At 55.0% G+C, this 24,611-nt stretch carries 20 protein-coding genes; 6 read left to right on the top strand and 14 right to left on the bottom strand.

Features of this window, described 5'->3' with window-relative positions; translation table 11 throughout:
• Positions 1-134: 134 nt before the first annotated feature.
• Complete coding sequence (locus PAECUDRAFT_RS20835; RefSeq protein ID WP_006040131.1) at positions 135-455, top strand: hypothetical protein; 321 nt, start codon at positions 135-137, stop codon at positions 453-455.
• Between the two features lie 47 nt (positions 456-502).
• Here the strand turns inward: PAECUDRAFT_RS20835 and PAECUDRAFT_RS20840 are convergent, their stop codons facing one another.
• The 11 genes from PAECUDRAFT_RS20840 to mobA form a co-directional block, all read right to left on the bottom strand.
• Positions 503-1,846, bottom strand: a complete 1,344-nt coding sequence (locus PAECUDRAFT_RS20840; RefSeq protein WP_006040132.1) for a UDP-glucose dehydrogenase family protein — start codon at positions 1,844-1,846, stop codon at positions 503-505.
• The gene (locus PAECUDRAFT_RS20845; RefSeq protein WP_006040133.1) at positions 1,843-3,291 is read right to left on the bottom strand and encodes a sugar phosphate nucleotidyltransferase; all 1,449 of its coding nucleotides are present in this window, start codon (positions 3,289-3,291) and stop codon (positions 1,843-1,845) included. The genes PAECUDRAFT_RS20840 and PAECUDRAFT_RS20845 overlap by 4 nt, the downstream gene beginning before the upstream one ends.
• Before the next feature lie 17 nt (positions 3,292-3,308).
• Positions 3,309-4,676 carry a hypothetical protein gene (locus PAECUDRAFT_RS20850; protein ID WP_006040134.1) on the bottom strand — a complete coding sequence of 456 codons (1,368 nt, stop codon included), beginning with the start codon at positions 4,674-4,676 and terminating at the stop codon, positions 3,309-3,311.
• 13 nt (positions 4,677-4,689) lie between these two features.
• The gene (locus tag PAECUDRAFT_RS20855; RefSeq protein WP_006040135.1) at positions 4,690-5,823 is read right to left on the bottom strand and encodes a glycosyltransferase family 4 protein; all 1,134 of its coding nucleotides are present in this window, start codon (positions 5,821-5,823) and stop codon (positions 4,690-4,692) included.
• Positions 5,820-6,989: a glycosyltransferase family 4 protein gene (locus PAECUDRAFT_RS20860; RefSeq protein WP_006040136.1), complete on the bottom strand. Its 1,170-nt coding sequence runs from the start codon at positions 6,987-6,989 to the stop codon at positions 5,820-5,822. The genes PAECUDRAFT_RS20855 and PAECUDRAFT_RS20860 overlap by 4 nt, the downstream gene beginning before the upstream one ends.
• Entirely contained in the window at positions 6,986-8,140 is a 1,155-nt protein-coding gene (locus PAECUDRAFT_RS20865) for a glycosyltransferase family 4 protein (RefSeq protein ID WP_006040137.1), read from the bottom strand. The genes PAECUDRAFT_RS20860 and PAECUDRAFT_RS20865 overlap by 4 nt, the downstream gene beginning before the upstream one ends.
• Complete coding sequence (gene murJ, locus PAECUDRAFT_RS20870; RefSeq protein WP_006040138.1) at positions 8,140-9,699, bottom strand: murein biosynthesis integral membrane protein MurJ; 1,560 nt, start codon at positions 9,697-9,699, stop codon at positions 8,140-8,142. The genes PAECUDRAFT_RS20865 and murJ overlap by 1 nt, the downstream gene beginning before the upstream one ends.
• On the bottom strand, positions 9,656-10,855 hold the full coding sequence (locus PAECUDRAFT_RS20875; protein WP_006040139.1) for a glycosyltransferase family 4 protein: 1,200 nt from the start codon (positions 10,853-10,855) through the stop codon (positions 9,656-9,658). Before PAECUDRAFT_RS20875 ends, murJ begins: the two co-directional genes overlap by 44 nt.
• A gap of 28 nt (positions 10,856-10,883) precedes the next feature.
• Positions 10,884-11,600: a sugar transferase gene (locus tag PAECUDRAFT_RS20880; RefSeq protein ID WP_006040140.1), complete on the bottom strand. Its 717-nt coding sequence runs from the start codon at positions 11,598-11,600 to the stop codon at positions 10,884-10,886.
• Positions 11,601-11,777: 177 nt separating this feature from the next.
• Positions 11,778-12,659 (bottom strand): UTP--glucose-1-phosphate uridylyltransferase GalU, encoded by an 882-nt coding sequence (gene galU, locus PAECUDRAFT_RS20885; RefSeq protein ID WP_006040141.1) that lies wholly within the window; start codon positions 12,657-12,659, stop codon positions 11,778-11,780.
• Between the two features lie 30 nt (positions 12,660-12,689).
• A complete protein-coding gene (gene mobA, locus PAECUDRAFT_RS24955; protein WP_006040142.1) occupies positions 12,690-13,340 on the bottom strand; it encodes a molybdenum cofactor guanylyltransferase in 651 nt (216 codons plus the stop codon).
• Positions 13,341-13,445: 105 nt separating this feature from the next.
• On the opposite strand from mobA, the gene rocD reads away from it, so the two are divergent.
• On the top strand, positions 13,446-14,648 hold the full coding sequence (rocD, locus tag PAECUDRAFT_RS20895) for an ornithine--oxo-acid transaminase (RefSeq protein ID WP_006040143.1): 1,203 nt from the start codon (positions 13,446-13,448) through the stop codon (positions 14,646-14,648).
• Between the two features lie 102 nt (positions 14,649-14,750).
• Here the strand turns inward: rocD and PAECUDRAFT_RS20900 are convergent, their stop codons facing one another.
• The 3 genes from PAECUDRAFT_RS20900 to PAECUDRAFT_RS20910 all read right to left on the bottom strand — a co-directional run bounded on the left by PAECUDRAFT_RS20900 (position 14,751) and on the right by PAECUDRAFT_RS20910 (position 18,089).
• A complete protein-coding gene (locus PAECUDRAFT_RS20900; protein WP_006040144.1) occupies positions 14,751-15,425 on the bottom strand; it encodes a CpsD/CapB family tyrosine-protein kinase in 675 nt (224 codons plus the stop codon).
• Positions 15,406-16,182 carry a YveK family protein gene (locus PAECUDRAFT_RS20905; protein WP_006040145.1) on the bottom strand — a complete coding sequence of 259 codons (777 nt, stop codon included), beginning with the start codon at positions 16,180-16,182 and terminating at the stop codon, positions 15,406-15,408. The genes PAECUDRAFT_RS20900 and PAECUDRAFT_RS20905 overlap by 20 nt, the downstream gene beginning before the upstream one ends.
• A gap of 242 nt (positions 16,183-16,424) precedes the next feature.
• Positions 16,425-18,089 carry a glutamine--tRNA ligase/YqeY domain fusion protein gene (locus tag PAECUDRAFT_RS20910; RefSeq protein ID WP_040713740.1) on the bottom strand — a complete coding sequence of 555 codons (1,665 nt, stop codon included), beginning with the start codon at positions 18,087-18,089 and terminating at the stop codon, positions 16,425-16,427.
• Positions 18,090-18,273: 184 nt separating this feature from the next.
• Between PAECUDRAFT_RS20910 and PAECUDRAFT_RS20915 the strand changes: the two genes are divergently transcribed.
• The 4 genes from PAECUDRAFT_RS20915 to PAECUDRAFT_RS20930 all read left to right on the top strand — a co-directional run bounded on the left by PAECUDRAFT_RS20915 (position 18,274) and on the right by PAECUDRAFT_RS20930 (position 24,496).
• The gene (locus PAECUDRAFT_RS20915; RefSeq protein WP_006040147.1) at positions 18,274-18,768 is read left to right on the top strand and encodes a MarR family winged helix-turn-helix transcriptional regulator; all 495 of its coding nucleotides are present in this window, start codon (positions 18,274-18,276) and stop codon (positions 18,766-18,768) included.
• A 43-nt stretch (positions 18,769-18,811) separates the two neighbouring features.
• A complete protein-coding gene (locus PAECUDRAFT_RS20920) occupies positions 18,812-20,551 on the top strand; it encodes an ABC transporter ATP-binding protein (protein WP_006040148.1) in 1,740 nt (579 codons plus the stop codon).
• A gap of 107 nt (positions 20,552-20,658) precedes the next feature.
• On the top strand, positions 20,659-22,530 hold the full coding sequence (locus PAECUDRAFT_RS20925) for an ABC transporter ATP-binding protein (RefSeq protein WP_050794406.1): 1,872 nt from the start codon (positions 20,659-20,661) through the stop codon (positions 22,528-22,530).
• A 214-nt stretch (positions 22,531-22,744) separates the two neighbouring features.
• The gene (locus tag PAECUDRAFT_RS20930; RefSeq protein WP_006040150.1) at positions 22,745-24,496 is read left to right on the top strand and encodes a pre-peptidase C-terminal domain-containing protein; all 1,752 of its coding nucleotides are present in this window, start codon (positions 22,745-22,747) and stop codon (positions 24,494-24,496) included.
• Positions 24,497-24,611 lie beyond the last annotated feature (115 nt).

A 24,611-nucleotide genomic window follows, 5' to 3' on the forward strand; every position in this document is an offset into this window, starting at 1 on the left:
AATTATTGAAGAATACCAATAACGAATAACGCGATCGCATGCGATCGCGTTATTTTTTTGTAGTAGGAAAGCTGTAGCAGTTATGATACAATTCGTATCATATAGACTAAAAAACTTCCGGAGGCGCATCCTTCATGTCGTTCTCTCAGCTTGCTGCTCAGTATGCAGCCGATTGTTTTACTTGCATCCACGTCATAATCCCGATTCTGTTCGCTCTCATCGTACCTTCTGTTTTAAGCACAGGATCGCTTACAGCCATATCCGTTTCTAGCATCGCCGTATACGCATCATTGTTTATTATGTCCCACGCGATCGGCATGCGCAGCATGGCGCGCATGCCGCGCTCGCTCGTTATGATTATTCCGACGGTGCTCATAGCGGATGCTGCGGTCATGCTTATCGGCATTCACGGCTACGGGCAAGAGGTGGCGTCGCTCACTCTACGCGGCTCATAATAACACTTTCGCAGGACAAGCGACTAACAGCCTCATCAGCTTATTTATTACAGTGATGCCGTTTCTGAACGTTCTCGCTTGAGTGCAGGCCGCCCAACGGAATAATAGCGTAATCCTGTAGAAGCCACCTGCTCTAACCGGAACACATTACGGCCATCGATAAGCACGGAACCGCGCAGCAGCGATTCCACACGCTGCAGATCTGCTTGGACGAATGCGTCCCATTCCGTCAGCAAGCATAGCGCATCGCTGCCCAACACAGCTTCCCATTGCTCCTCGCACCAAATAATGTTGTCATCCGAACCTGCAGCGTTGTAATATGTCCGTTTAAAGTTCACCATCGCAATCGGATCATATACCTTCAACACAGCCCCCGCTTCGATCAATGCCGCCATAATATCTGCCGCTGGCGATTCACGCACGTCATCCGTTCCCGGCTTAAAGGCCAGTCCCCACAGCCCGATCGTCCTCCCGTTCAAATGACCGAGCGAGTCGGCCAACTTCTCCAGCACGCTTCGACGCTGCAGCTGATTCACCTCGACGACGGATTTCAATAGCTTAAAATCGTATGCGACGTCGCCCGCAATCTGAATAAGCGCCTGCGTATCCTTCGGAAAGCAGGAGCCCCCATAACCAATGCCAGCCCGCAAGAAAGAGCCTCCGATGCGTTGATCTAGCCCCATGCCAGTAGCAACCTCCTCGACATTCGCCCCAACCTTCTCGCACAGATTCGCAATCTCGTTGATGAACGAAATTTTGGTCGCCAGAAACGCATTGGACGCATATTTGATCATCTCTGCGCTGCGGATATCCGTCCTCACGATCTGGTCGGTCAACGGACGATGAAGCGACTCCAGCGCAGCAGCTGCACGCTCGCTATCCGTTCCGATAATAATCCGGTCAGGGTGCAGCGTATCCCGCACTGCCGAGCCTTCGCGCAAAAACTCAGGCACCGAAGCGACATCGAACGGCTGTGACGTATGCGCTCCTACCCAGGCAGCCACGCGTTCATTCGTGCCAACGGGCACCGTGCTTTTCGTCACGATAATCGCATAGCCTGCAAGCACCTGCCCGATCTCTTCTGCCGCTTGCTGAATAAAGGAAAGGTTTGCTTCGCCATTCGGCAATGAAGGTGTTCCAACCGCAATGACCACAAGGTCCGCCAGCTGCACCGCTTCTGCCAAGCTTGTCGTAAAACGAAGCTTGCCAGCGGTTCGATTAGCGTTCATCATTTGCTCAAGCCCCGGTTCGTAAATAGGCACCTTCCCGCTATTGAGCTGATCGATCTTCGATTGCAGCTTGTCCACGCATGTCACATCGTTGCCAAGCTCTGCCCAGCATACGCCCGACACCAGTCCTACATAACCTGTTCCGATTACCGCAATTTTCACCTTGGCACCTCCACCGCAGCCATCGCTTTCATTTCATTCAGACCGTCCGCGACATGCTCGCGAACAATCGTTTCCCAGTCCAGCGCCAACCGAACGATATCCTCTTCCGTCAGCTCCGTTCCCGTCTGCACCTCGATGATCTCCAGCTCCGCAGTTGCACGGATACTATGCTTCATCAACGGCGGCACAATGACAACATCGCCTGCCGCTATCGTATGCAAGCTGCCGTCGAGCACCATTTCTCCTTGTCCCGCAATAACCGTCCAAACTTCCCGCCGCTGAGTATGATATTGATAGCTTAAATTACGCCCAGCCGAAATGCGAATGCGCTTCGTCAGTACCTCGCCGCACTCGGGATGCTTCGTATAATCAAGCACGCGATACCGTCCCCAGCGCCGCTCCTCATACATCGGGCGGTATTCGCGATGCTGCATCACTTCTTTGATCCTCGGGCTTGCCGCTTTATCGGCTACGAGAATGCCATCCGGACTGACCGCAATGACGGCATTAGAAACACCCAACACAATCACTGGAAGGTCCAGCTCGTTCACGACATGCGTATTAAGCGATTCGTCGCATTTGATCGCATGACCGATCAATGAGCTGGACATCTCTTCCGTGAGCGTATTCCAAGTACCAAGGTCCTTCCAATCACCCGCATAGGGTAGCACGATGACCCGCTCCGCCTTTTCGACCACCTCATAATCAAAGCTGATCTTTCGAAGCTGCTGGTACTGCTCCAGCAGTCGGTCATAGTCGGTTGGCAACCCCCTAGCTTCAAGCTCCTGCACCATATATCCAAGCCGAAAGGCAAATACGCCGCAGTTCCACAGCGCCTGCTGCTCCATGAGCTGGAGCGCGCGTTCCTCATCAGGTTTCTCTTCAAAGTGGCTGACTAGCCGATAGGGCAAACTTGGATCATTATTCTTCCCGCCGATTGCATCAACCGGCGTATCTGCTATCGGCACGATATATCCGTACTTCGCAGACGGGTAAGCCGGGCTCACGCCGAGCAGCCCAATGTCCGCATTGGACGAGAGCAGCGCCTCTTCCAATTCCATGACTTTCGCAAAAAAATGGTCCCCTACGAAAGGATCGACTGGCAGCACAGCAACGACTGCATCAAGCGGCACGCCGTGAACCGCGTACAAGCAGGCCGCTGACAGCGCTATAGCAGGGAACGTATCCCGCCGTTCTGGCTCCACAATTATGGCTGGCTCCTCGCCGAGCTGGCTTTGGATAACCTCTACTTGCGCGCGCCCAGTCGCGATATAGGCCTGATGTCCGAGTCCCGCCTGCGACAGCTGCCCCCATACGCGCTGGACCATCGATTCATGCTCGCCAGCATCGTTGCGAAACAACTTTAAAAACTGCTTGGACCGCGCATCGTTGGACAGCGGCCACAGCCGCTTGCCAGAACCGCCAGAAAGCAGAATAACGTGCATGACGTTGCCTCCCTCGCTCATTCGCCTCTTACGCGAAGCAGCTGTTTTTTATCCATCCACTTAACAATGACGCCGACCAATAAAGATTCCAGTAGCAGACGCTGCATCAATACGACGTCATTCGACCCGCCCGCAAACGAGAAACGAGCCAGGAAATAGCACATGCTAGCTACGCAAAAGCCATACACCCACCGATGATCCCTCAAATACCGATCCAGCAGCATGAGCCCCGCCATCGAAATCATGCCTAAGGCAAGACCGCCCAACGCGATGCCGACTACGCCGCTATCGAGATACATGACGCCAGGTCCGGTTACGAAAATCCCGCCCTTGCTCCAGCCCCACACTTCAAATGTAAAAATATTCGTAACAGGCAGATCCCACTTCGATTTCCATACTGCCCGAGGGATTAGAATGGTGAGCGATTCGAACCAAAAATGCCCGAACTTGTAGCTCATTTCGTCCGGCACGCGATTAATGACCGACAGGAAGCCGTCATAGCCATTGAATGAGCTGCGATAGATATGATTGAAAATGTCCGCCGGGTTCGACAGCAGCGCTTGCTTCGCCCAGTATAGGAATGATCCTCCCTGCCGCAGCAGCGAGCCCCGAACGAACGAAATCATATATCCGATGTAGAAGACAATCGTGCCGAGGATCGCAAAGATCGGCAGCTGGCGATACAGCACCTTATAGCCCTTATGCTGAATAACAAGCGCAAGCAGGATAAGCGATATCGTGACCATTTTGGTCCGGTTGCCCGTGACGAGAGACGTGCCTAACAACCCTACGAGCGATAGCCACCACAGCCGCCCGACTCGCCCTCTCCGATACGAGTACCAGAGCAGCAAATTGACGAACGGCATCTCAATCAGCATAATCGACGGCCCTTCCCCCGCTACGCTTACGCGACTGTTCTCTAGCTGCGCGTTGGCAATCAACGTATTGCCGCTTGCAATCGACTTGAGCGTCAGCAGCAGGCCGGGACCGGACAGCACGAGCAAAATGCGCAGGATCCACTTGCCGCCGTAGGAACTCGCTTCGCCCGTCTCGACTCGCGTGTAGTTCATCCGCTGGGCAATCATGCGCGTAGGCCATTGCACGAACAGCGCCCCTGCTGTAAACGTCCCGTTAAACAACGCCAAATAGAGCAGCGAACGGTCAATCAGCCGGCCATCGGGAAAATAATCGCCCGTCGGTCCGAAAACCAGATCGGTTCCGCTTATAATGAGCAAAAACCGGACGAAGACGCCGAGAAACTCCCCAACCGCAAGAAACATAAAAATAATATTGATCGGGCCGGTCGATTGGCGATTGCGCGCCATCATAAGCATCACAATAATACTAAGCATATAGGCGCCTATCGCCGGCGAATGTTCGAGCATAAGGCTGGCTCCTCTAGCGGGATAACAGCATGGCCTCCCATTGTTGTATGATCTCTGGTGTACTGAATTCACGGTTCAGCCATAGCCGAACCTCCGATGCGGCTGCCGCCTCCTGCCTGCTCTCCAGCATCCGTGCAATGGACGAGCTGAGCGCCTGCGCGTCGCCGCGCGGCACGAGGTAGTCTCGCCAATAGGGGGCAACGATCTCAGGCAATCCGCCTGCCGTCGTCGCGATCATCCGGCAGTTGCGGGCTTGCCCTTCCGAAGCCACGACTGGGGCCGGATCATCCCAGTTGCTCGGAATGACCAGCACATCATGGCGGTCATATACCGCAATCAGCTGATCATGCGAGATAAACCCGAGCGACTCATACGATACACCGCTCTGCTCCAGTTGGCGGATGACCGATTGAATGTAAGGGCTGTCCGCCGATCCGAGAAAATGGCTACCGCCTGCAATGCTCAGCTTAACGCTTTGCTTTAACGGCTCTGGCAGCTGTGCCAGCGCATCCACAAGATAGTGCAGCCCTTTCTCTTCTACGATCCGTCCGCAATATAAAATAGAGTTCGGCTGCCGCGTTACTTGAACGCCTGCTTCCAGCCATTCCTGGCCAAGCGGGTTATGAATCACCTCATGCGTAAGCTTCAGCGCGCGCGGTATCGTTTCTTCAAGCGACGCTTGCAAAAATGCGCTGACGCTAATGATGCCATCCATCGGTTTGCACCACCACCGAAGTGCATGCTTCGTCTTTTTCTTCACGTTATGGGCGCTCCAAATGATCTTCGCATCCGCGCTCCACTGCCGAACAATCGGCGCTATGTAGGGATCAAACACAACCACATGGGCATAAAGCGCGGGGTCCACGTTATGCAGCAGCCGCCTAATCGTCCTGCGCGCATTCCAAATGCCGCGCAAGCCCCCCGACTGAATCGGCGTATCGATCGCATGCCAGCGCAGCGGCTTCTCTGCAAACGACGGCTGCCGGGCGATCGACTGCTCGGTCGTCATCGTCATCATCCCGACGTCCCAGCCTCGATTGGCCAGCTCCGCTGCAATTTGGCCCAGCACCTGCTGAATCGCGCCGCCGGAAGCGGCAGGTATCGGCAAGCTGCTGGAATTAATAAATAAGATACTGCGATCTCTCATCGTACACGCTCCATCGTCGCCATCATGCGATCTGTCATTCGATCCACGTACCCTTGCATCCGAAAACGCTCGCCGCAGCTCGTATACGCATGCTCTGCCATTCCCACTCGCAGCGCTTCGTTCTGGGCTAGCTTGAGCACATGCTCTGCCAGCGCCTCCGCTGTCGGCGGCACGACCAATCCTGACCAGCCGTGGCGAATAATTTCCCGGCTTCCTCCCAGATTGGAGCAGACGATCGGCAGCTTGGCGCCAGACGCCTCCAGCAGCACCGTCGGAAGCGGATCCGGTCGAATAGATGCATGGACGAAAACGCTGTGGGCCGCGCAGCAGGCAAGCTCATGCAGCGACTTGTAGCCGCCATACATAAGGAACTGCCGTGCAAAGGGCGACCTTGCCACGCGAGCGCGCAGCTGCTCGGCATACGCCATGCTTCCCTGCGCGTCCTCAGCGGCAGCTCCGGCAATGACAAACTGCCAATCGGGCAGCTGCGCCGCAATGCGCTCCATCGCTTCGACGAATACGTCGAACCCTTTCCACGCTAGCAGCCAGCCGGCGATAATGATGCGTTTCTCCTCCGTATGGCGCTGCTCCGCTACCGATGAGGCAGCCGGCTTCAGCTCGTATCCGTTATGCGCATGGCTGATGCTCGCACCGGTTGCATCGTTGATGAACGTCCTCAGATCGCTCTCTACACTTTGCGATACGCAGCTGATATGATCCGCATGGCAAAGCGCGTAGCGGAACATGCGCTTAGCCATTCCGCCGAAGCTGCTTGGAAAATCATGCAGCCGAACGAACGTCGGGGTCTTGCGGCGCATGAGGTTGACGAGCAAATGCGCTTTCACCGAATTGGAGTAAATCAAATCCGGCTGCTGTTCCTTGATTATTGCGTTGAGCTTGCGGAACAGCCGAATCGTCTGTCCCGCATCGCGGCCGCTCAGCTTGCCCCGCGTCGTATCCATCCGTTCGAACTCTCGCGCCTCGATCCATGAAATTCCGGCCTTTATCGCTTCCTGCTGCATGGCGCCTTCAGGCGAAACCAGAACAGGCGCCACACGGGAACGGTCCAGATGCAGGAGCAAATCCAGCAGCACCCGCTCCGCGCCGCCGAAGCGGCCCGTTTGATTAACGAACAGCGCCTTCTTGATCGGTCTATTCATACTCATCGGCTCACTCCTCTCCCAGCAGCTGCACGCTGCTGCGCGAGCAACGCCTCGTAAACGTAGTGATACGCCTTCGCGCGCTCGGCCCAGAGCAGCGACCTACCTTGGCCAAAGCAGCCGTCCCGCCACGCGCGAAGCTGGCCCCGCTCGATGAATTCATCGAGTTGCCTTGCCCATGCCTCCGCATCGCGCTCCTCCAGCAGCCAGCCGCTCTCGTCATGGCGTACGATCTCGGCAATGCCTCCCGCGGCGTAGCCGAGAACCGGACAGCCGTGATAGATGCTCTCCGCAGCAGCCATTCCGAATGGCTCATACGACGAGCACGTCATATAAGCATCCGACGCCTGCAGCAAATGGCCAATCTGGCTGTTCGGCACGCGGCCAAGCAGCCACACGCGGTCACGCACTTGCCCGTATGAAGGAAGCGCCTCGACGAACGCCTTCGGCTCTCCAGCAAGCACCAGCTTTACTCGCGCATTGACGCGCTGCATCACATCCAGCAAGAACGACAAGTTGTCCTCCTTGTCCATTCGCCCGATGTGCATCAGCACCGTGTATCCTTCGGCTTGTGCCGCACGGATTGCCGAGATGCGTTCCCGTGTTTCTTCCTGTATTGTCGCGTCATACGCATCCGGATCTATGCCAACCGGAGCATAATGCGCGGGCTGCAGCCTCAGCTCCCCCGCATAGCGCATCGCTGCCTTGGTTTTGCATAGGACTCCCTGCACTTGCGAGCGAATAAGCGCTGCGTTGCCTTGGGTCAGCCATGTCTTCAAACGGCGGTTAGACTCGTATTCACCGAGAGAGAGCACAAGCGGAACACGGCTGCGTTTGGCCGCGTAATGTGCAGACACGATCCCGAGGTTGCTTAAATCCTGGCATTGAATGACATCCGCACCTTCACGGAGCAAGCTGCCATAGCCACGGTGCGGCCAGCCGGTGAGACGACCGCCAATGCGGGGCAGCTCATGCCATACTAGCCCTTCCTGTACCGGAATGACCTCTTCCTTCGGACCAGACGAGTACACGGTGACGCGCCAGCCGAGCCCGGCAAGCGCTTTGCCCAAGCCGATCTCCTGTACGTTATAATGGCGAGGATTGACATACTGCGAGCTCCCCCGCATAATCGCCAGCTTGTTGGCATTGTGCTGCATCACATCTGTACCTTCTTCCTTGGAATGAGCCGCTTCACGGCCTGTTCAACCATTTTTAACAGCGTCGATAAAATATCATTGTGCCGGAAAATCGCCTTCGCCACGAGCAGCACCAGCACGCCCGTAACGAGCAGCGCTCCGCCGCCCCTTGCCATCAGCAGCAGCTTGCTTGCTTCAACTGAGGACGGTACAACCAGCGCGTAGCCGATCAGCGCAGCCAGCAGCACCGCTCCGCCAGGAGCGACAGCTTGCAGCACCTGCAGCGAGTGGCGCAACACCCCCGCCTGCAGCTTGCGCATCGCGAGCGTATACAAAATGAGTACATTAGCCGCGACGGATAGGCCATTGGCGACGACGAGCCCCTTCACGCCATACGACTGGACAAGCGCATAACCGCATACAAGATTGGCAATGACTGCGCCTACAGAAGCAAGGATAATTTTCTGGCCTCCATGGAAGGAGAAGAAAAACTGCACGGTAATCGGCAGCATCATGTAGAAGAATGAGAACCCGCCGTAAATTTGCAGCAGCGAGGCCGTCACATGCAGGTCGCCAAGCGTAAACTTGCCATGGTAGTAGAACACCGCTACAAGCGAATCGCCATAAAAAATCAGCCCGCTGCTAACGAGCAGCCCTGCGAAGATAATCCATGACACGCCTTTGCGATACAACCGCCCCATCTCCCCGAGGTTGCCCTCGTTATGGCTGCGCACGAACCGGATGTACATTGTCGTGGCGATTGTCCCGCCAATCAGCCCCGTTGGCAGCTGCCCTAGCTTGGAGGCGTAGTTCAGATTGCTAATTTGCCCGGCAGGCAGCCCCGAGGCGAGTATCCGGTCCACGATTTGATTGATTTGCGTTAACGCTTGGCTCAGAAAAATCGGCACCATCGCCTTCACGACGATTTTCATCGAAGGATGCCATAATTGCAGCTCCAGCTTGAGCTTCCGCGACCGGAGCAGCGGCACCATTTGCACAAGGCATCGGCCAACGACGCCAGCCAGCAAACCATACGCGAGCGCCTGAATGCCTAACCATCGATAAAGCACGAGCAAAGTCAGGAAAAAGAACGCGTTATACATAATGCCGACAAGCGAGGAATAAACAAATTGCTCGAACGTATTGTTAATGCCTGAGAACAAGCCCGATAAAGCCGAAAATAAAATGGCAATTGCCATAATGCGCAGCAGATCGTCCCCCGTCTCATGCTGCATCGCACTAAAATTCGGCGCCAGCAGCCCCACCACTTGATGCACCATCACATAAACGCCTGCGGCAAGCGCCAATGAGGCTGCTCCCACGTACAAGAAGGCGGTCGTAATCAGCTGCTCTCCTGACCGCAGCGACCGATCCCACTCCTTGCGCAGCACGGGAATCAGCGCATTGGTTACCGTATAGCCGATCCAGCCTGCGACCAGATCGGGTACGATCATCGCCACATAATAGGCATCCGTCGCATCTGTTGCACCGAATAGATACGCAATATAGGACTCTCGGCCGAAGCCGAGCAGCAAACTAATTAAAGTCAGGGTTCCGACGATAATCGTATTTCTCTTCACGAAGGCTCCGTTCCCTTCCGTGCGCTTCTTGCAGCAGCTCTTCTGTATACGCCTTAAACTCCGTTACGAACCGCTCCGTCGAGAAGCGCTTCGCATTGTCCAAGCAAGCCTGCGAGCTAATGCGCGCCGCATGCTCCTCGAATCGCAGGACACCCTCCACAAGCGAGGCCACCGTCTGTTCCTTGAAAAAGACGCCCGTCGGCTGCACAGCCGCATTTTCTTCAGCCGCAGCGATATCGATCACGGTCTCCAGCGCGCCACCTTTGCCGAAGGCGATGACTGGCGTCCCCGCCGCTTGCGCTTCGACTACCGAGATGCCGAAGTCCTCCTCCGCCGCGAATACGAATGCACGCGCATGCTTCAGAAGGCTGCGTACATTTTCCTGCGACTGGTAGCCGAGCAGCTCAACGTTCGACGTCGCTTTGGACTTGATTTTGTTATAATCCGGTCCATCGCCGACGACGATCAGCTTCTTGTCAGGCATCGTTGCGAATGCCTCTACGATCAGGTCCATCTTCTTATACGGTACCATCCGCGACAGCGTAATGTAGTAGTCCTGCTTGTCCTCCGAGTATTCGAAGCCTTCAATATCAACCGGCGGATAGATTACCTTCGCTTCGCGTCTGTATACCTTCCAAATCCGATTCGCAATAAAATTCGAGTTGGCCATGAAATAATCCACGCCGTTCGACGTCCGATAATCCCACATGCGAATGCGGTGAAGCATCCACTTCGCCATAAACCCTTTGAGTCCCCGTTCCAGCCTGCTTTCCTTCAAATACTGATGCTGTAAATCCCAAGCGTAACGCATAGGAGAATGCACGTAGGACACATGCAATTGATGCGGGCCGGTCACAATGCCCTTGGCAACCGCGTAGGAGCTGGAGATGATGAGGTCGTACTTGGACATATCGAACTGCTCGATCGCCAGAGGCATAAGCGGAAGCAGCTTGCGATAGATGCGTTTCGCGAAAGGAATGTCTTGAATGAAGGAGACATTCGTCTTCTTGTTCAGAATGAAGCCTTTCTTGTTCTCCGGCAGGAAATCGACCAACGAATACAAGTCTGCCTCCGGATAGAGCAGCAAAATTTGTTCCAACACTTTCTCTGCGCCTGCGTAGGTTACAAGCCAATCATGTACGACTGCAACTTTCAATGCGGTTCACCCTTCTCGTCTGTTCTTCTTAGTAGGCATTCTTCGAACCGAACAACACTGCAACCGTACGCAGCACAATCCAGCAATCCAGCCATATACTCCGCCGCTTAATATACGACAGATCAAGCTCAACCATCTGATCGAAGGTCAGCCCGTTGCGCCCGCTTACCTGCCACAGGCCTGTGCAGCCCGGCGTAACAGCCAAGCGCTGCTTGTCATACTCGGTATACGTCGCGACCTCGCGCGGCAGCGGCGGACGCGGTCCGACAAGACTCATCTCGCCCCGAAGCACATTAAGCAGCTGCGGCAGCTCGTCCAGGCTGGTCTTGCGAATAACGCGACCGATTCGAGTAATGCGCGGGTCCTCCTTCATTTTGAACATCGCGCCTTTAATCTCGTTTTCACCGAGTAAATGGTCCAACTGATTCTCCGCATCCGCGATCATCGATCGGAACTTGTACATTCGAAATTCCTTCTCGTCCTTCCCGACGCGCGTCTGGTGGAAGAACACGGGGCCTCTCGCATCCTCAAGCTTAATGAGAACGGCGAGCAGGAGAAATACAGGACTCAGCACCAGCAGACCCATTCCTGCGCCTGCCAAATCCATCGACCGCTTCACTGCGTGATACCTTGTCCTTCGCCTTGCTGTGTTGTCTACGGTTGAGACCGTGGTTAAGCCCCCTGGCCCGCTTTCATCGGTCACAACGGCAGCTAAGTCCCCCTCAGTATGGCCGGCTATCGTCATCTCTCGCTCTCCCAACTGCTTTATCTATTTATCAAAAAAACGGGCTATCCTTTTCTGCACATACGTAGAAAAGCATAGCCCGTTCTTCGTGGTTCCGAACAAGCGTGGTGTCGCCCCTTGCTGTCATTCCCTTATGCTACATACAAATCTGCAAGTCTATCAGCCGATTGACTGCTACTACGCTCTTCCATACTGCCGCAGCAGCCGCTCCATCGTCTGGATTGCCTGCTCCCGCAGCTCGTCATTGCGCATTGCAAATTCCAAAGTCGTATCGATAAATCCGCCCAAATCGCCGACATCGTACCGCGTGCCTTCATAAGCATAAGCGTATACCTGCTGCAGCTCATTCAACGATTGGATGGCATCCGTCAATTGAATTTCCCCGCCAACGCCGCGTTCCTGGCGCTCAAGCAGCTCGAAAATTTCCGGCGTCAAAATGTATCGGCCCATAATCGCCAAATTCGATGGCGCCTGCCCTATCGGCGGCTTCTCCACAAGGCGCTCCACCTGATAGAGCGGCCCTTCCTCGTTCCTCGCCTTTACAATGCCGTACCGGTTGGTCTCCTCATCAGGCACATGCTTGACCGCAATCACCGGGCTTTGCACCTTCTCATAGGTATCAATCAACTGACGGATGCAAGGCACCTCAGCCTGCACGATATCATCGCCGAGAAGCACGGCAAACGGCTCGTCATTAAAAAATTTGCGCGCAACCCAGATCGCGTGCCCGAGCCCTAGCGGCTCCTTTTGCCGAATATAGTGAATGTCTGCCATCCGCGAGGATTGCTGCACCCGCTCCAGTAGCTGCAGCTTTCCTTGCGACTTTAGCATCTCTTCCAGCTCAAAGGCGTTATCGAAGTGATCCTCGATCGCTCGCTTGTGCTTGCCCGTTACGATAATGATATCCTCAATGCCAGCGGCAACCGCTTCCTCCACGATATATTGAATCGTTGGCTTCGCCAGAATCGGCAGCATTTCCTTCGGCATCGCCTTGGTTGCGGGCAGGAATCGCGTTCCAAGCCCTGCTGCTGGAATTAGCGCTTTACGAATGGTTTTCATGATTAACATCCTTTCTCATTTAGCTCCCGCTTACAGTTCCCTAGCAAGATAATACCGATAAGCTCCAGGTGTATTCACATTCATGAAGGCCGCTTCCTCCGAAGCGCCTTGCGGCTCGATAATGATGCTTTGCAATTGCTCCAGCAAATCCATCATGCGATAACGCTCTGTTGACAGCAGCGCAGCAAGAATGGGAATTGCCCTCGTATGATACAACGCATGAAAAGGCTGGCTCGAGGCGCCAATAAAGGCTGCCCCCTGCGCATTGGCGAAGCCGGTCTGCGAGGCCAGCCGAGCGGCGTAACCAGTCGATAGACTCGGCATGTCGCATGCGATAACGAAAACATAATCATGACAGCCGCTCTGCGAGATGGCCGTTAAAGCTGCATGCAGCCCCGCCATGGGGCCGCAATCGGGGTATTGATCCGTAACAAAACGCATTTGCCCGATTTCGATCCCGGATGCAGCAAGAACCTCGCGGTAGGCATCCGCTCGCTCTTCACTTCCAGCCGCAATCGTAACCTGCATGCCTAGCGCCTGCAGCTCCAAGCTTAGCTTCGCAAGAAGGGGGCGGCCATCGACAGGCAGCAGCGCCTTATCCTGCCCCATACGGGTGCTCCTTCCGCCCGCAAGCACAATCGCCTCCGTTAACGGTGAAGCCGCTCCTCGCCGTGACTCCATCAATTTCCTCCCCCTTCCTAATCTGCCGCTGCAGCTGTACATATCCCGATCCGCTTTATGCATACACTCTTATGAAACCGCCATTCCAAGAGGAGATGATCAGCTATGGCTCAACAGCCAACTGCTACCGACCGGCTGCTCGCTCAGGTGCTGCCGCTGGAAGCCCGCAATTACAACCCGCTTCCAATCGTCATCGTCGAAGGCAGCGGCGTATGGGTAACCGATGCGGACGGCAATCGGTATATGGACATGCTCAGCGCCTACTCGGCCTTAAACGCTGGCCATCGCCATCCCCGCCTCATTCGGGCCCTGCTGGATCAAGCGATGCAGGTAACGCTGACGTCCCGCGCCTTTTATAACGAGCCTTATGTCCGGCTTTGCGCCAAGCTAACTTCTTATACAGGCAAAGAAGCCATTCTTCCGATGAATACTGGCGCCGAAGCGATTGAAACAGCCATAAAAGCGAGCCGCAGATGGGGTTACATGCACAAGGGCATTCCCGCGGAGCAAGCGGAAATCATCGTATGCGAGGGCAACTTTCATGGCCGCACCGTGACTGCCACTTCCTTCTCTTCCACGGAGGCCTACCGCAGCGGCTTCGGGCCGTTCACGCCCGGCTTCCGCATTATCCCTTACGGCGACATCGAGGCGCTGGAGGACGCTATCACTTCCAACACCGCTGCCTTCCTCATCGAGCCGATCCAAGGGGAAGCCGGCATTATTTTGCCGCCTGACGGATACCTCGCGGCCGCTGCTGCGGCATGCCGAGCGCATAATGTGCTGTTTATCGCGGACGAGATTCAGACGGGCTTCGGACGAACGGGCAAACGATTCGCTTGCGACCATTACGGGGTCGTGCCGGACATGTACGTGCTGGGGAAAGCGCTCGGCGGCGGCATTCTGCCGGTTTCGGCGATTGCCGCCGACCGCAGCATTCTCGACGTATTCGATCCAGGTTCGCATGGCTCGACGTTCGGGGGCAATGCGCTGGCCTGTGCCGTGGCAGCCGAATCGATCGCCGTAATCGAGGATGAGCAGCTCGACGCCCGTTCCGCCGCTCTCGGCGCAAGGTTGCTTGAAGCGGTTAGCCGCATCAGCCATCCGCTCATCCGCGATGTTCGCGGAAGCGGATTGTTCGTGGGCATTGAGCTAGCCGTTCCCGCCCGCCCGTATTGCGAACGTCTCATGTCGCTTGGGTTGTTGTGCAAGGAAACGCATGAGCATACGATCCGGCTTGCACCGCCACTGACTATCTCGAGCAAAGAGCTGGAATGGGCGATTACGCGCATTGAAGCCCTGTTTGTCTGATCTGCGCTACGTGATACCCTCATCGGCTTAAGCAATCCTTGCCACTGGCAATTCGCTTGCAATTGCCGCACGGGGCGACAGCCAGGCAAGCATTGCGGCCGCCTATCTTTGGCTGTACCGCTTCGGAAGCTTCTTGTGCTTGCCGTGCGTCAACGCTGTGCCTAATACGGCTACCTCCGCTGTCTCCAGCAACGCCTTGACGCGCAGCGCATCCTCTTCCTTCGCTACTCCGCTTCGCAGAACAAGCAGCGCGCCATCGCATGCCCCCGCCAGCATTTGCGCAGCTGCGGAGGACAAAAGCGGCGGCGTGTCCAGCAGGACGACGTCGTACTCCTCGCGCCATTGCTTAAACAGCGTTTGCAGCTGCCCGGCAGCGACGAGGTCAACGCCCCCAGTCGCTTTCGGCCCTGCCGGCGCGATGCTTAAATTCGGCAGAACGCCGTGCTGCACCGCCTCATCCGCTTCATTCGCATAGACCAGGATCGAGCTTAATCCGACCCGATTGCTGATGCCGAACAGCTTATGAAGCATGGGCTCTCGCAGATCGCCGTCTACGAGCAGCGTCCGCCGTCCCGCCTGGGCGTAAGCGATTGCCAGATTCGCAACCGTCTCGGTCACGCCATTGCCCCTGTGGGGAGCCGCTACAGCTACAATCGTTATGCTCTTGCGCGACGCAGATGCGGCGTAGTCCAGCTGCGCGCGCAGCGAGCGATACAGATCAATATGGGGCGACTCTACGCCGCCAAGCATGATTAGCTTATTTCTCCAACGGGACATCCCGGTCTTCCCCCGCTCTCCCGCGTTTTGGCATGCTTGCTTTCCGACCGCCCATCCGTTTCTTGCTTTCCATGTACAAAGGCAATTCAATGAACGTCGGCAGCTGCAGCACACGCTGAATGTCTCGCTCGCTGCGAATCGATCGGTCCAAATAAGCCAACAGCACACAAATGCCCGCTCCCAGCATCGACGATACAATAAACGCGATCGCGAGCAGCATCTTCAGATTCATCCCGACAGGAGCCGGCAAATCCTTAGGTGCAGGATCCGCTTTATATAACAAGTCCATATTGCTTACGCGAAACACTCGCTTCGCCTCGCTTAGGAATACTTCCGACACCGCATTCGCAATTTGTGCTGCGCGACTGTATGACCCGTCATGCGCCACAATCGTAAGCAACTGCGAGTTTAGCCCCGCGTTTACTTTGATTCGGCTTGCTAACTCGCCCGAACGCAGCCCCAGCTCGGGATGCTCCGCTACCACCTTGTCCATAACGACGGGCGTTCGAATAAACTCCTTGTACGTATCCATCATTTTCAGATTGGCTTCTATCGCATCGATTTCGGAAGCAAGCGCCGAAGCATCGTCAACCGAATGTCGAATGACCAGCTTTGCATTCGCCTCATAGTTCGGCTTTTGCATAAATTGGCCATAGCCAAACGCGATGCTTACACCGAATACGACCATCACGATCATAATCCACAAGCGATGACGCAAAATGCGCCAATAATCAAGCAATTCAAGCTCTTCCGGCACTGGCGATGTCCCTCATTCCCCATCATCAAGCTGTCGACACCATTTTTAACCAAAAATAGTAGAAATTAATGTTAATTTGACACATATTGTCGATCCTACGAATATGAGCCTATTCTATCATTGCAAAATTTACATCGTCAATCCCATAGAAATTGCTGGCTTCCCAGCCGTCTTTACCATAAAAAAAGCTGGAATTATCGTACGATTGCGTACCATAATTCCAGCATTGTTCGGTTATAATACTAAGCTTTGCTCGGATCGAACGAGCTCTTGAGCGATACAACCCGGTTAAACACCAGCTTATCGGCTCCCGACAGCTTCGGATCTACATTGAAGTAGCCGTGGCGGAAAAACTGGAACTTATCTTGTCCGGCCGCGTCGGCCATCCCTTGCTCCACGAAGCCTTGCAGCACCTCGAGCGAGTTCGGATTGATCCGTTCAAGGAACGGCTTGTCCGCATTGCTCTCATCATCGACGAGCAGCGGCTCGAATTGGCGGAACTCCGCCGCTTTCGCTTGCGTAGCCTCTACCCAATGGATCGTTCCTTTGACTTTACGCCCCGTAAAGCCGGAGCCGCTCTTCGTCTCCGGATCGTATGTGCAGCGCAGCTCGATCACTTGCCCTGCCTCATCCTTAATGACCTCTTCGCATTTTACGAAGTAAGCATGCTTCAAGCGCACCTCATTGCCAGGGAACAGACGGTGATACTTCGCCGGCGGGTCTTCCATGAAGTCGTCCTGCTCAATGTAAATCTCGCGGGAGAACGGAATCAAGCGCGTGCCCATCTCTTCGTTCTCGGCGTTGTTCTCCGCTTCGAGCTGCTCAACTTGCCCCTCCGGGTAGTTCGTAATGACTACTTTCAATGGACGCACGACAGCCATCGAGCGAAGCGTCTTCAGCTTCAGGTCCTCCCGGATAAAATGCTCCAGCATCCGCTCGTCGACCAAGCTGTTCGCACGGGCAACGCCGATCTCGCGGCAGAATGCGCGAAGCGCCTCAGCCGTAAAGCCGCGGCGGCGAAGGCCGCTGATCGTCGGCATGCGCGGGTCGTCCCAGCCGTCCACGATGCCTTCGTCGACGAGCGATTTCAGGTATCGTTTGCTCATAATCGTGTTCGTAATGTTCAGGCGCGCAAACTCGTACTGATGAGGCGCAGCCTCCATCTCGCATTCCGCGATCGTCCAATCGTACAATGGGCGGTGATCCTCGAACTCGAGCGTACAGATCGAGTGCGTCACGCCCTCAATGGCATCGCCCAGCGGATGCGCATAGTCGTACATAGGATAAATGCACCATGCATCGCCCGTCCGGTGATGATGCGCATGGGCAATTCGATACAGAACCGGGTCACGGAAGTTCATGTTAGGCGAAGCCATATCGATCTTCGCGCGAAGCACGCGCTCCCCATCCTTGAACTCGCCTGCGCGCATGCGCGCGAACAGGTCGAGGTTCTCCTCCACGCTGCGGTTGCGGTACGGGCTCTCTTGACCCGGCTCCGTCAGCGTGCCGCGCGTTTCGCGCATTTGCTCCGCGGACAGGTCGCATACATACGCTTTGCCCTTTTTAATAAGAAGCACTGCGCGATCGTACATTTCTTCAAAGTAATCCGATGCGAAACGAAGCTCGTCCCAGTTAAAGCCCAGCCACTGCACGTCTTCCTTAATCGCATCAACGTATTCCGTATCTTCCTTCAGCGGATTCGTATCGTCAAAACGCAGATTCGTCCGCCCCTTGAATTCATCCGCCAGCTCGAAGTTCAGGCAGATCGACTTGGCATGTCCGATATGGAGATACCCATTGGGCTCCGGCGGGAACCGCGTAACTACTTCGCTAACAGCGCCGTTCTTCAAATCCTCAACGACGATATTGCGGATAAAATTCGAGGATGATGTCTTGTTATTGTCCATTCCGATCAACCCTTCCTGCGACAAATATCTATCCTCTTATAATACACAATTTACTAGCCTTTTATAAATAGTCTTCATGAAATAATCCAATGGCGTGCAAGCAGGGATGCGTTGACGCTTTTAATTCACATACATATAATTAGGTTAGCTAAGTAAACTATAAATCATAAAGGAGCTGATGCCTTTGTCGGAGCATAAGCAAACAACCAGCGAACTTATCCGAGCATTCCGACAGCTGCGGAATATGAATTGGACCGGATTTAAACCAAGCGGCGGTTATACGAAAAGCGAAATTATGACCCTATTCCACGTGCGCCACATCACGCAGCGCTCCGATCATGGGCTCAAATCCTCCGATCTTGCCCGTTCGCTCAACGTGACGCTTCCTACGGTAACCCAAACGGTCAACGTACTTGAGGCTCGGGGGCTCATTGAACGCCACCGGGACCCTTCCGATCGGCGTGCCGTCCTGCTTCGGCTGACAGCCGCAGGCGAACAGATGACGCAGGATGCCGAAGCGACCATGCTGCGAACAATCGGGGGCGTCGTCGAGCATCTAGGTCTGGAACGGAGCCAGCAACTGATCGGCCTATTGGACGATATCTTCCAGTTTTATGCCGATAACGGAGCTGCGTCCTGCACGCCCGAAAACCATGAGCCCCCTGCGCCTAAGCGTTAATGGCGGCCCCCTACAATTATTAAAATGAGGTGAATGTCAGAGGATGATTAAGCTATTACGCTATTTGAAGCCTTACCGAATTGCTGTAACGCTTGTTCTGCTGTTCGTCTTCCTGCAATCGTTGTCCGATCTCTATCTGCCTACCTTAATGGCCGACATAGTCGACAAAGGGATTGTAACCGGCGACACCCCTTATATTTGGCGCATCGGCGGCTTCATGCTGCTCATCGCGCTCGGCGGAGCAATCTGCTCGGTCGGCGCCAGCTATCTGTCAGCCAAATCGGCTGGCGGCTTCGGGCGCGACCTGCGCAGCAAGCTGTTCGCCCACGTCGAGAAATTTTCGCTCAATGAATTCGACAAGATCGGCACCGCTTCCTTAATTACTAGAACAACGAACGACATCACGCAGGTTCAGCAAGTGCTGACAATGATGATGCGCGTCATGGTCATGGCTCCGCTCATGTGCTTTGGCGGCATTATTATGGCCCTGTCGCGCGATGTTAAGCTTTCGTTCGTCATTATCGGGCTTGTTCCAATCATCGCAGTGGTCATTCTAATCGTCTCCATGCGTACGATCCCGCTTTTCAAGCTGCAGCAAAAACGGCTCGACAAGCTTAACCTCGTGCTGCGCGAGCATCTGACCGGCATTCGCGTCATCCGCGCGTTTAACCGGACTCGCCATGAGCAGTCTCGCTTCACAGATGCAAACACGAATCTGACCGATACGGCGATCCGGGTCAATCGGATGATGGCGGCTCTCATGCCGGTCATGATGCTGGTCGTCAACTTCGCGAGCATCGCGATTATTTGGTACGGCGGTATCCGAATCGACAATGGCGGCATGCAGGTCGGCGACCTGATGGCATTCATCCAATATGCATGGCAAATCATGTTCGCCCTGATCTTCGCATCGATGATGTTCGTCATGGTCCCTCGCGCCTCCGCATCCGCGGCACGCATTCAAGAGGTGCTCGATATGCAGCCGAACATCGTCGATCCTGCCAAGCGCGCTGCTGCTGCAGCCGGACAAGGCGAGGCAAAAGGCTTCATCGAGTTCCGCAATGTCTCGTTCCGTTATCCCGGCGCCGAGATGCACGCCCTGTCGGACATCTCGTTCACCGCTGCCCCTGGCGAGATTACAGCCATTATCGGCGGCACGGGCTCTGGCAAATCGACGATGATCAACCTCATTCCGCGCTTCTATGACGTCAGCGAGGGCACGGTCCTCATCGATGGCGTAGACGTCCGGGAGATGACGCAGCATGCGCTGCGCGGAGCGATCGGTCTCGTCCCGCAGAAGGCTTCGTTGTTCACCGGCACCATCGCCGAGAACATCCGATTCGGCCATGAAGAGGCGACCGATGAAGAGGTTCAGCATGCGGCGACAGTCGCACAAGCCGCAGACTTTATCGGCAAAATGCCCGATGGCTACCAATCGCTCATCACGCAAGGCGGCACCAACGTTTCCGGCGGGCAAAAGCAGCGGTTATCCATCGCCCGCGCCCTCGTCCGGAAGCCGTCAATTTATCTGTTCGACGACAGCTTCTCCGCGCTCGACTTCAAAACAGACGCGAAGCTGCGCGCCGCCCTTCGGCCAGAGACGACCGAATCAACGCTGCTCATCGTTGCCCAGCGCGTAAGCACCGTCATGGATGCCGATCGCATCATCGTACTCGATGAAGGCCGCATTGCCGGCATTGGCACGCATCGCGAACTGCTGGCGAATAACGAAATTTATCGCGAAATCGTCACGTCACAGCTGTCAGAGGAGGAGATCGCATGAGCAAATCGATGAAGATGCCTGTTATGGCGGCTGATCAAGGCGCAGGCCAAGGCGGACCCCGCCCGGGCGGCGCTGGCCCTCGTCCCGGCGGACCTCCCGGCGGCGGCATGAATCCTAGCGCGATGGGCTTTGGCCCGCGTGGCGGCCCAGGCGGCATGATGGGGCCAGGACAGAAAGCGAAGGACTTCAAAGTAACGTTCCGCCGTCTCATTCGGTACTTGCATCCGCATCGCGGCGCACTGCTCGTCGTTCTGCTAACTGCCGTGCTTAGCACGGTGTTCTCGATTCTCGGCCCGAAAATTCTAGGCAATGCCACAACGAAGCTGTTCGAGGGCTTGATGGCCAAAAAAAATGGCATCGCAGGCGCAGCCATCGACTTCGACGCCATCGGGAAGATTCTGCTCACGCTCGTCGTGCTCTATGTCATTAGCGCGGTGTTCAGCTACATTCAGCAATACGTTATGGCTGGCGTAGCCCAGCGTACCGTGTACGGCATCCGCGAGGACGTCAATGCGAAGCTCGCGAAGCTGCCGCTGAAATTTTACGACGGGCGCTCCCATGGCGAGGTGCTCAGCCGCGCAGTCAATGACATCGATAATATTAGCGGTACGCTCCAGCAAAGCTTAACCCAATTCATTACGGCCATCGTCACCTTGATCGGCGTTGTCGTCATGATGCTGACGATCAGTCCGCTGATGACGCTCATTACGATCATCACGCTACCGCTCAGCTTTGTTGTCATCAAGATGATTGCGAAGCGGTCGCAGCGGCATTTTGCCGGACAGCAGAAGGCGCTTGGCGAATTGAACGGACACGTTGAGGAAATGTACACCGGCCATCCGATCGTCAAAGCGTTCGGCCGCGAACAGACGTCCATCGCCAAGTTCGATGAGGTGAACGAACGTCTCTATCAATCCGGCTATCGCGCCCAATTCATCTCCGGCATCATCATGCCGCTTATGGGCTTCATCGGCAACATCGGCTATGTGCTAGTCAGCGTTGCCGGCGGCATTCTCGTCCTGCATAAAGCGATCACGATCGGCGATGTGCAAGCATTTATCTCTTACTCGCGCCAATTCGCGATGCCGATTACGCAGACCGCGCAAATCGCGAACATCATCCAATCGACGATCGCCTCTGCCGAGCGCGTATTCGAGCTATTGGATGAAGAAGAGGAAGTGCCGGGAACAGAGCGCAGCGTGGATTTGCACAAAAAATCCGCTTCGCAAGGCGAGGTTCGTTTCGAGCATGTGAAGTTCGGCTATAAAGCCGATGCTCTGCTCATGGACGATTTGAACATCAACGTTCAACCCGGCCAAACGATCGCCATTGTTGGTCCTACGGGCGCCGGCAAGACGACGCTCATCAATCTGCTCATGCGATTCTACGAATTGAATGGCGGTCGAATTACCGTCGACGGCACCGACATTACGCAAATGTCGCGCGCCGAGCTGCGCAGCAGCTTCGGCATGGTGCTTCAGGATACATGGCTGTTCAACGGCACGATCCGCGACAACATCGCCTATGGCCGCACTGGGGCATCGGAAACCGATGTCGTGCGGGCAGCGAAAGCGGCTTATGCCGACCACTTCATCCGTACGCTGCCGGACGGCTACGATACGGTGCTCAATGAAGAAGCGTCGAACATCTCGCAAGGGCAGAAGCAGCTGCTTACGATCGCGCGAGCTATTCTTGCCGATCCTCAAATCCTTATTCTTGACGAAGCAACGAGCAGCGTCGATACGCGAACCGAGGTGCATATCCAGCAGGCGATGAACACGCTGATGGAAGGCCGCACCAGTTTCGTCATCGCGCACCGGCTATCTACAATTCGCGACGCTGACCGCATCCTCGTCATGAACCAAGGCGCGGTCATCGAGCAAGGCTCCCACGAGGAGCTGCTCGCGCAGCGGGGCTTCTACGCTGATCTGTACGAAAGCCAATTCGCTGCATCGAAGAAACAGACGGAAGCGATCTAGCATTCCGATCCATATTGCATTTAACGATAACGGTCCGCCATCCCCTATTTAGAGGAAGGCGGACCGTTTTTTTGGCAAAATTTTAATGGACAACCCCATAATTCTCCAAGTATAATGATCGACGCGATCTAGGAATATCGACTTAGTCCAAAAGCAACGAAACAGCTTGATTTATTTTCATTTATTCCATTTATTAGTCGGAGGTGCGTTTGTTTTGTCCAGAAAAACCTTTTACAAGCTGCTCAGCCTGCTCGCGATCATCGGCCTGCTGCAGACGCAAGCCATTGCTTTCGCCGATAAGGGCGACGATTCCATCGAACAGGCACAACACATCCAAGTGAATCAATCGTATGCCGGTCTTCTATCGGACTACAATGATGCAAACTATTATCATTTCCGCTTGGATACGGCCGGACAGCTCGACGTTACGATGCCGAACGTCAGCGGCAAGAGCTGGCGTTATTCGCTCTACGATGGCACAGGCAAAGAGTTCCCTTGGTATGCTTATACCAGCTATAGCGAATTGGCCAAAGGCGATTCCGTTTCCAGCGTGGGCCTTCCAGCTGGCGATTACTACTTGCGTATCGGCCGTTACGATGGCGACTTAACCAAGACGCCTTACAGCGTTCAGCTGAAATTCACGCCGGGCGACACGTTCGAGAAAGAAGCCAATGACACGCTCTCGACTGCGACGATCATCTCGGTCAACAAAAACTACCAGTCCCGCTTGCAGTACTATAGCGATGTCGATTACTACAAGTTCAGCCTGACGAAGAGCGGCAAAGCATCGATTATTCTTCCGAACGTAAGCGGCATCAGCTGGCGTTATCAGCTGTATGACAGCGAAGGCAACGCGTTCCCTTGGTATAACTATACCGAGTCAAACGAGCTTGCCAAGGGCAACAGCATCTCGACCGTTGGCCTTCCGGCTGGCGATTATTACGTAGGCATCAGCCGCTATGACGGCAACGTGGATATCGCGCCGTATACGCTTCAAATGAAATTCACGGCCGGCGACACGTACGAAAAGGAAGGCAACGATACCTTGTCGACAGCCACGTCTGTCAGTGTGAATAAAACCTATGACACTGCATTGCAGTACTATAGCGACGTCGACTTCTATAAGTTCAATTTGGCGCAAAGCGGCAAGCTTTCCCTGGTCATTCCGAACGTAAGCGGCATCAGCTGGCGCTATCAGCTGTATGACAGCGAAGGCAACGCATTCCCTTGGTATGGCTATACCAACTACAGTGAACTCGCGAAGGGCAATACCGTGTCAAACGTCGGCCTTCCTGCCGGCGAATACTATGTGCGAATCAGCCGTTACGACGGCAATGTGAGCGGCTCGCCTTACTCGCTAACGCTGAAATTCACGCCAGGCAGCACCTATGAGCAAGAAAACAATGACAAGCTGTCAGCAGCTACGCCTATTGCCGTAAACAAGCTATATGAGTCGGGTCTCCAGCACTATAGCGACTATGACTACTACCGCTTCACCCTGACTTCCCGGTCGGTGATCTCGATTGGCCAGATTAAAGGGTACGCCGACCAGAGCCTATACCTCAATCTGCTGGACAGCAAGGGCAATTACCTCGATACGTCGAGCGGTAAAACAACACTCGCTGCCGGAACCTACTACCTCACCTTCAGCGGCAATGCCGGCGACTACAAGTTTAAAGTGAACGCCGCTACGCTTCCGCTGAGCACGAAGCAAGTAACGATTGTAAACAAAAAAGGCGCGTCCAGCGACACCGTGACCGTCTCCAGCATCAAGAAGGGCGACGTCATCAAAGCGTACAGCAAGCAAGGCAAGCTGCTCGGCCAGACGACTGTTGCATCGGGAACGAAAGCTACGCTTAAGCTTACTGCGCTAAGCAGCATTGGCGGCGAGCTGTACGTTTCATTAACGAGCGCAGGGCTGCAAGAGAGCGGCAAGATTGCGGTGAAGTACGGGAAAGAATCGTAACCAAGCTTATAGTAAGTGAAAAGCCGTCAGGGCACGATGTCCTGGCGGCTTTTTTGCAAAATAATAACCGCCTATTAAAAGGGATTTATGGGTATTCCTCGAATTGTTTCCTTAT

It is taken from the genome of Paenibacillus curdlanolyticus YK9 (assembly GCF_000179615.1).
In the GTDB taxonomy this organism is placed as follows: Bacteria; Bacillota; Bacilli; order Paenibacillales; family Paenibacillaceae; genus Paenibacillus_T; species Paenibacillus_T curdlanolyticus.